Origin of the sequence: Actinoplanes sandaracinus, from assembly GCF_030009775.1 — a bacterium.
GTDB lineage: Bacteria > Actinomycetota > Actinomycetes > Mycobacteriales > Micromonosporaceae > Actinoplanes > Actinoplanes sandaracinus.
Genome location: NZ_JASCTH010000006.1, coordinates 173,783 through 181,551, shown reverse-complemented (window position 1 = coordinate 181,551; position 7,769 = coordinate 173,783). Strand labels below are relative to the sequence as shown.

General features: G+C 71.2%; 10 protein-coding genes. 3 read left to right on the top strand and 7 right to left on the bottom strand.

The features are described 5' to 3' along the window. Window positions 1–308: 308 nt before the first annotated feature. Together QLQ12_RS11175 and ddaH are read right to left on the bottom strand one after the other, a co-directional pair. Window positions 309–878: a bacterial proteasome activator family protein gene (locus tag QLQ12_RS11175; RefSeq protein ID WP_282759190.1), complete on the bottom strand. Its 570-nt coding sequence runs from the start codon at window positions 876–878 to the stop codon at window positions 309–311. 51 nt (window positions 879–929) lie between these two features. Beyond that, a complete protein-coding gene (ddaH, locus tag QLQ12_RS11170; protein ID WP_282759189.1) occupies window positions 930–1,760 on the bottom strand; it encodes a dimethylargininase in 831 nt (276 codons plus the stop codon). A gap of 68 nt (window positions 1,761–1,828) precedes the next feature. On the opposite strand from ddaH, the gene QLQ12_RS11165 reads away from it, so the two are divergent. Then, the gene (locus tag QLQ12_RS11165; protein ID WP_282759398.1) at window positions 1,829–2,284 is read left to right on the top strand and encodes an Lrp/AsnC family transcriptional regulator; all 456 of its coding nucleotides are present in this window, start codon (window positions 1,829–1,831) and stop codon (window positions 2,282–2,284) included. Between the two features lie 10 nt (window positions 2,285–2,294). On the opposite strand, the gene QLQ12_RS11160 is transcribed toward QLQ12_RS11165, so the two are convergent. From QLQ12_RS11160 to mobA, 3 genes are all read right to left on the bottom strand, one after another. Beyond that, window positions 2,295–3,377, bottom strand: a complete 1,083-nt coding sequence (locus QLQ12_RS11160; RefSeq protein ID WP_282759188.1) for a T3SS (YopN, CesT) and YbjN peptide-binding chaperone 1 — start codon at window positions 3,375–3,377, stop codon at window positions 2,295–2,297. A gap of 98 nt (window positions 3,378–3,475) precedes the next feature. Next, window positions 3,476–3,715: a DUF6457 domain-containing protein gene (locus QLQ12_RS11155; RefSeq protein ID WP_282759186.1), complete on the bottom strand. Its 240-nt coding sequence runs from the start codon at window positions 3,713–3,715 to the stop codon at window positions 3,476–3,478. After that, window positions 3,712–4,311 (bottom strand): molybdenum cofactor guanylyltransferase, encoded by a 600-nt coding sequence (gene mobA, locus QLQ12_RS11150; protein WP_282759184.1) that lies wholly within the window; start codon window positions 4,309–4,311, stop codon window positions 3,712–3,714. Before mobA ends, QLQ12_RS11155 begins: the two co-directional genes overlap by 4 nt. A gap of 82 nt (window positions 4,312–4,393) precedes the next feature. On the opposite strand from mobA, the gene fdhD reads away from it, so the two are divergent. Further along, on the top strand, window positions 4,394–5,221 hold the full coding sequence (gene fdhD / locus QLQ12_RS11145) for a formate dehydrogenase accessory sulfurtransferase FdhD (RefSeq protein WP_282759182.1): 828 nt from the start codon (window positions 4,394–4,396) through the stop codon (window positions 5,219–5,221). Window positions 5,222–5,223: 2 nt separating this feature from the next. Here the strand turns inward: fdhD and QLQ12_RS11140 are convergent, their stop codons facing one another. Then, a complete protein-coding gene (locus QLQ12_RS11140) occupies window positions 5,224–6,210 on the bottom strand; it encodes a DUF4192 domain-containing protein (protein WP_282759180.1) in 987 nt (328 codons plus the stop codon). 111 nt (window positions 6,211–6,321) lie between these two features. Beyond that, window positions 6,322–6,822 (bottom strand): GNAT family N-acetyltransferase, encoded by a 501-nt coding sequence (locus tag QLQ12_RS11135; protein ID WP_282759178.1) that lies wholly within the window; start codon window positions 6,820–6,822, stop codon window positions 6,322–6,324. A 56-nt stretch (window positions 6,823–6,878) separates the two neighbouring features. Between QLQ12_RS11135 and QLQ12_RS11130 the strand changes: the two genes are divergently transcribed. Further along, entirely contained in the window at window positions 6,879–7,754 is an 876-nt protein-coding gene (locus QLQ12_RS11130) for a fructosamine kinase family protein (protein ID WP_282759176.1), read from the top strand. The last annotated feature ends 15 nt before the right edge of the window (window positions 7,755–7,769 follow it).

Below are 7,769 nucleotides of genomic sequence, written 5' to 3'. Positions count from 1 at the left end.
CGGGCCCCGCCCGCCGCACCACCCCCCCCGGGGCCCCCCCGTGCGCCTCCGCCCGGCGCCGGCCCGCAGCGCCGCCGGGCTGCGCCGCGCGGGTCCGTGGGTGGTCGCCGTTTCGCGCGACGGGCGGATTTCCAGGCGCGGAGCGCACCGGGAGTCCACACGCCGCGCGTCGGGTGCGCGGTGGTCGCTGTGAGGGTGACCAGCGGGCTCAGCCCGGAAGACGCGCTGGAGCCGGGGGGCACAGCGCGCCTCGCGGGGATGCCACGGGAGGGGGTGGTTCGGCGGGGGCGATTACAGCCCGTACGAAATCAGAGGTATTGACCAGTGCGACCGGCGTGGTCGGACTGGCCGGTGGCCTGTTTCCCGGGGAGCGTCGTGCCCATCGGGAGGGCCGGGCGGCCGGGCACGCCGCCGCGCATCGACTCCAGCTGAAGCCGGGCGGCCATCTGCTGGGCGACGAGGGCGGCCTGGATGCCGTGGAAGAGGCCTTCCAGCCAGCCGACCAGCTGCGCCTGGGCGATGCGCAGCTCGGCCTCGCTCGGCGGGGTCTCGCCCTCGAACGGCAGGGACAGACGCTCCAGCTCCTCGCGGAGCTCGGGGGCGAGACCGTCCTCCAGTTCCTTGATCGACCGCTGGTGGATCTCCCGCAGGCGGCTGCGGCTGGCCTCGTCGAGCGGAGCGGCCCGCACCTCTTCGAGCAGCTGTTTGATCATGCTGCCGATGCGCATGACCTTCGCCGGCTGCTCGATGAGGTTGCCCGGCTCCTCGGGGTTCAGAGTGCCGTCTTCCTCGATGGTCCCCATCGGGCGGCCGTCGGGGCCCACGACGATGACGGAGCCGTCTTCCTGGTGCTCAGTGGTGCGGGTGTCGTCGGTCATGCGATCCATCTTTGCGCACGGCTCCCCCTGATGCTCGTGAGGCCGATGTGGTCAGGCACGCAATTCCGCGACGGCACATTTGACACTGCCCCCACCGCGCTTGAGCTCGGACAGGTCGACGTGAACGGGGAGGTACCCGGCTTCCCGCACCTTGTGTCCCATCGCGACCGCTTCGGTGTTGAGGATCACGTGCCGGCCATCGCTGACCAGGTTGAGACCGAATGCCTCGGCGTCGCCGCGGTCGGCGATCACCGCGTCCGGGAATAGCTGGGCGAGCACCTGCTGCGAGGCCGGGGAGAACGCGCCGGGGTAGTAGGTGACATGCCGGTCGTCGAGCGCGGCGAGCGCCGTGTCCAGATGGTAGAACGCCGGGTCGACGAGCTTCAGCGAGACGACCGGGCGGCCCAGCACCTCCTGCGCCTCGGCGTGCGCGGCCGGGTCGGTGCGGAAGCCGTAGCCGGCCAGCACCAGGCCACCGTAGGCGCCGGGGAGGTAGGCGAAGTCGCCCTCACCCTCGTTGACGTGCTCCGGAGCGACGAACTTCCACTCGCCATCGGAAAGATAGAAGGCCTGGTGCGCAACCGCCTCATCGGCGCGCTGCGGGTGCAGGAAGCGGGCACCGTAGACGGTCCCGTCGACGGAGAACGCGCCGTTCGCCGAGTAGACCATGTCCGGGAGGCCGGGCTCCGGGTCGAGCACGTGCACGACGTGCCCGAGGTCGGTGAGGGTGGTCCGGAGCTGCTCCCACTGCTTCAGCGCCAGGCCGGCGTCCACCGTGACGGTGGTGTCCATCCAGGGGTTGATGGCGTACTCGACCGTGAAATGCTTAGGCGGACACATCAGATATGCCCTGTTTCGCGGCAAGCGCTCCGTGTAGCTCATGAGGTTAAAGACTAGGTAGGCTGCGTTGCAGCAGACAGCTAGAAATGTTGCTCCTCGGAGGCGAATCGTTGCAGATGGACGCCGTCGACCAGCGAATCATTGCGCTCCTGGTGGCAGACGCCCGCGCTTCGTACGCCGACATCGGTGTCAAGGTCTCGCTGTCGGCCCCAGCGGTGAAGAGGCGCGTCGATCGACTCCGGTCCACCGGGGTCATCAAGGGATTCACCGCCGTCATCGAGCCGTCCGCCGTGGGGTGGACGACCGAGGCGTTCGTCGAGCTGTTCTGCACCGGGCGGACCACCCCGGCACAGATCACCGTGGCCACCCGGCGGCACCCCGAGGTGGTCGGCGCCTACACCGTCTCCGGGCAGGCCGACGCGCTGGTGCACCTGCGGGCTGCCGACATCGGCCACCTCGAACAGGCTCTGGAGAGGCTCCGGGCGGAGCCGTTCGTGACGTCCACCCGGAGCATGGTGGTGCTGTCGCGGCTGGTCGAGACGCCGACCGCGATCCCCGCCGTCTGATCGACGGCCTCTAGAGGTACATCCCCGGGCGGTGGCCGTCCTCGGCCTCGGCCTTGGGGGCGGCCGGCTTGTCGCCCTCACCGAAGAAACGCTTCCCACCGAACTCGCCGTGCAGACGGTCGTCCAGCTCGTCGGCGAGCCCGGTCATCACCTGCACCGCCAGCATCAGGTGGGTCGCCTGGAAGTTGCGGCCGAACACCGGGATCGACGCCCAGACGGTGTCCTGAGCGCAGTAGAGCCGGCCGATCGGCATGCGGTTGGTCAGCTCAGACAGCTTCACGTAGAGCTGCTCGGTCGGCTCGACGTCGGTCAGGATCGGCGAGAACACGTCGACCAGCGGCGGATTGTCGCGAACCCGGACGAAAACCATCGCCGAGCCGGCCCGGATACCGATGTCGCCGTCGGCGTCGACCTGCAGCTGGTCGACGGTGGTCTTGGACATGGTGGCGACGACCGTGCGGACCCGCTCGTCCAGCGGCACCACATCGTCGGTGACACCGGCCAGAGCCGCGGCCAGGGCGCTGTCATCGTCGAGGTCGTCCAGGTCGGTGTCGATGCTGGGCTCGTGCCGGGCGGTGCCGAGCGGGGTGGTCTCGATCGGTTCGTCGTTCTCGTCGTGCACCAGATAGACCAGGAAGGCCGGATGCGGTGCGCCGTGCACGTCCCGCAGCGTGCGGGTGATGACCGTGGCCAGGCTGCTCGCCTTGTCCTGCGAGGAACGCAGGCCGAAGGAGTCGCCCGAGCCGGCCAGCACACCCGGCGGCGACCAGCCGAGCGCGACCAGGTCGGCGACGGCGGCACGATCCATCCGGTACTCCTGCGGCAGGGCCGCGTTGCCGACGGCGAGCGCCTCGACGACGCCGCCCGGCAGGACCCTGATGCTGACCGAATAGACCGCCGTGCCGGTGCCCGAGGCGGTCGGGTCGAGGGTGAGGTCGACATGCGCGCCCGGGTCCAGGGTCGGCAGCAGGCCGGCCAGTGAGGCGGCGAACTCGCGCCACGCCTGGGTGACCTTGGCCCGTAGGTCGGCCGTGGTCGGCTCGTCGAGCAGACCGCCTTCGAATGCCTCGCCCGCGGCGCCTTCTGCCGTCATGATCGCACCTCCGTTCCCGTCACCCTATCGAGCGACGACAGGCAGTGAACGCCCGTCCCACCCCTGTCCGGTCTCCGTCCAGGATGGAACGCCGATGATCACTCTTCGGAAACGCCCCGGCGAAGGGCGAGGACGCTGATCCGGGCGGCGACCTCGACCGGATCGGCCCCGGCGCCGACGGCCAGCCCGAGAAGGTACGCCGTCACCGGCGCCCCCGGCCGCAGGACGTTGTGTGCCACGTCACGGGCCACGTCGAGCACCTCTTTCACGGGCACCTCGGCGCTTTCCAGCCCCAGCTCGGCGGAGACCTCGGCGACCCAGTCGTCGAGCTCGCTCATCGGGCCCACTCCTCCGCGGTGCGCAGATCGTCGTCGGTGTCGCAGTCGAACCAGGGCGGCGGCCCGGGCCGCCGCCACGACACCTCGGCCACCCGAGCGTGTTCGAGCAGGGCCCGCACCGGCGCGCCGTGCAGCCCGCCCCGCGCCTCGGCGACCCGGTCGAGCGCGGCCCGCAGCCCGGCCGTCCGCCAGACGCCGCAGAGCGTCTGGAGCTGGCCGTCGGCATCCCGGTAGACCGCGCCCTCCATCGGCGCCGACTCGAGGGTGAGCCGCAGCACGTCGACCGCCTCGCCGGTCAGCAGAGGCAGATCGGCGGCCAGCAGAGCGGTGTAGGTGACCCGCTCCGGCACCAGGGCGAGCCCGGCGAAAGCGGCCGCGACCGGCCCGCCACCAGCGGGTTCCTCACGGGTGACGTGCACCGGGACGGGGAAGTCGGCGGGTATTCGGCCGACCACGACACGGGGGTCGGCGTCATGCACCGCCGCCAGCACCCGAGTGAGCATCGATTGACCGGCCACGGTCAACGTCGGCTTGTCGGCACCACCCATCCGCCGTGCCGCACCACCGGCCAAGACCACCGCCGCGAATCCCCCCACGTGAGTACCGTATCCCGACCGGGTGCCGGACGTGACCACGCGCTCCGTTCGACGCCTTCGGGGGACCCCGTAAGCTCCCGCTATGGGCAGGAGCACCACCCGCCGCACGGTGGTGACCATCGATGTCACCGCCTCTCCCGGCAGCCGGAACCGCCAGGATCACCTCGCTGCGGAGGAGCCGCTGGAGATCCGGGTGCGCAAGCGGCCGCTCGCGGTGACGATGCGCACACCGGGACACGACATCGATCTCGCCATGGGCTTCCTGCTCAGCGAGGGAGTGATCGGCCGGGCGGCGGACGTGACGACGGCCCAGCTCTGCGCCGGCACGGACACGCCGAACACCTACAACGTGGTGGACGTGGTCCTCGACCCCAGCGTGCCACCGCCGGTCACCGACCCGAGCCGGAACTTCTACACCACCAGCTCCTGCGGGGTCTGCGGCAAGGCCAGCATCAACGCGGTGCGGACCAGGTCGCCGTTCGACGTCGCCGCCGATCCGCTGGAGGTCCCCGCGCGTGTGCTGGCCGGGTTGCCGGCGAAACTGCGCGCCGCCCAGCGGGCCTTCGACCGCACCGGCGGCCTGCACGCGGCCGGCCTCTTCACCGCCGACGGCGAGATGCTGGCGCTCCGCGAGGACGTCGGCCGGCACAACGCGGTCGACAAGGTGTTCGGCTGGGCGCTGCGGGAGGGCCGGCTGCCGCTGGCCGGGCACGTGCTGCTGGTCTCCGGCCGGGCGAGTTTCGAACTCACCCAGAAAGCCTGGATGGCCGGGCTGCCGATGCTGGCCGCCGTCTCCGCGCCCAGCACGCTCGCGGTCGAGCTGGCCGAGGAGTCCGGGATGACGCTCGTCGGGTTCCTTCGCGAGCCGACGATGAACATCTACGCCGGGGCGCATCGCGTCACGGTGTGACCTCAACATGCCGGGCGGTTCCTCCTCAACATGCCGGGCGAGATCGCGAAGCCCAGCACCTGGTGCAACATGCCGGCGAGTTCGTGGCCGGGTTCCGCTGCCAGAGCCCGGTCCACCGCGACCCGGGCCAGCGCGCCCCGGCCGAGCTGCCACGCCGTGAAGGCGAGCAGGGCGGCCGGGGCCGGCACGTACACCGGCTCGACCCGGCGCAGCACGTCGGTCCAGAGGCCCACCCGCCACTCGTTCCGGCCGATCCGGTCGAGGGCGTAGTCCTCGACCGCCGGGTCCGTCAGCAGCACTCCCAGCCAGGCGGTCTCGTCGTCGGTGAGGGTCGCGCCGGACCGGTACCGCTTCTCGGCTTCGCGGACGGCGGCCCGGCCGGCCCGCCGGAGCCGCTTGGTGTCCCGGTCGCCCGTCACCAGCTCACCGAACCGGCGCCGGGCCGCCTCGGTGGCCACCACCATGGCGGCCCGGCCCGGGCCCTGCACCGCCGCCACCTGCGCGACCAGGTCACCGCGGCTGGGCAGGGCCACCTGGCCGAGGAAGGTCGCCTCGGCCGCGATCACGCTGTCGTACGGCAGGCACAGGTTGCCCTCGGGCGGGCAGCAGCGCGGTTCCTCGCACAGGTACGACCACCATCGCCCCTCGTGGACGCGGATCACGTCGTCGATGCCGACACCGAAGTCTCGAAGCGCCTCCGCGACGTGAACGACCACCGGGGTGACCCGCCGCCGCGGCCCGTAGCCGATGACGACCACCGCATCCGGCTCTTGCAGCAGGATTCCGGCGGCGACCTCGCGGGTCGCGGCCCGCGCCGCGTCGGTGTCGAGGCCCGGTGGCGGCAGGTCGAAACACGCGCCGAAGTCGAGGTCACGGCCCCGCCGCCCGACCAGGGCGACGCTGTCGTGCGGGTGGTAGCCCATCAGGAAGGGCAGGGCCGCGACGAGTTCGGAGGGCGAACGGACCTGGAGCGAGCAGTCGGCTTTCATGCGGGCAGCGTGGCCGCGCGGCGGCATCCGCCGCGTGCCGTGCTTCGCGGCTGTGGACGACACGCCGGCCCGTCCACAGTCTCCCGCCGGAGAAGCCCAGCTAGGCGGTTTCTATGACCGGAACGGCAACTCGTGCAACTGGAGACCGTGATGCCTCGGGTGGGTGTGCCGCTCCAGGTCCATGGTCAGCTCGATCGACGAGACCACGTCGTAGCCGGCCGCGTGCAGACTGCGGATCGCCTCGATGTTGCGGGACTCCGGAGAGATGGTCAGCTGGGTCATGTTGCGGCGTTTGGCCTCGGCCGCGACGTGCTGGAGCAGCAGGCGACCGACACCCTTGTGCCGGTGCGTGACGGTGACCACCACCGGATCCACCTCGCCGGCCCGGCCCCGCATGATCAGTCCGACCATCCCGATCACCCCGTCGTCGGCGTGGTCCGCGACCCAGAAACCGGCGAGGTCGAGCCGGGTCAGGTACTCCTCGAAGCCGTCACCATTGTCGTCTTTGTGCTCGCCGTACATCTCGTTGTGCTGGCGGGTGAGCTCCGTCCACAGCCGCCGGCCCGAGGAGTGGTCACTCGGCCGGTACGAGCGCACGACGACAGGGGTCATGTCGCCATCTTGCCTCGAAATGGAGACGTACGTCACGGGAAGTGCAAGATAACCGGGTGGACATGGCGTACCTGCGCACGCACCCCCAGCATCTACCGACATTTTTGACACATCAGCGGATTCGGGAGACTCCGGTCGGCGGTGGCGTGTGCGCCGCCAGTCGGCTGACCCTCGACGACGGCTCGTCGCTCTTCGCGAAGACCTGGCCGTCCGGCCCGGCGCCGTCCGGCATGTTCACGGCGGAGGCGGCCGGACTGGCGTGGCTTCGAGAGGCCGGGACCGTACCCGTGCCGGAGGTGTTCGTCGCCCTGCCCGAAATGCTCGCGATGGAATGGATCGAACCGGGCGAACCCACTCGTACCGCTGCCGAGCGTTTCGGCCGTGACCTCGCCGGCCTGCACCGCGCGGGCGCCGAGACCTTCGGCGCGGGGAACCCCGGATACATCGGGCCCCTTCCGCTGGACAACACGCCGGGCGACACCTGGGCCTCCTGGTTCGCGGAACGGCGCCTGGCCCCCTACCTCAAGATCTCCGCCGATCGCGGCGCGTTCGACCCGTCCGACATCGCTGCGGTCGAGCAGATCATCAGCAACCTTCATCGGTACGGGGTGAGCGAACCGCCCGCGCGCCTGCACGGCGACCTGTGGCCGGGCAACGTGCTCTGGGCAGCCGACGGCCGCGCCTGGCTCGTGGACCCGGCGGCCCACGGCGGGCACCGGGAGACCGACCTGGCCACGCTCGCCCTCTTCGGCGGGGCGCCCTTCCTGGACGTGATTCTGGCCGCCTATCAGGAGGTGTGGCCGCTGGCTGACGGCTGGCGCGATCGGGTGCCGCTGCATCAGATGCATCTGTGGCTGGTGCACACCGCCGCCTTCGGCAGCGGTTACCGATCCGGCGTACGCGCGGCGGCGGACGCTGCCCTTCGGCTGTGACTCGCCGCCCCCGCC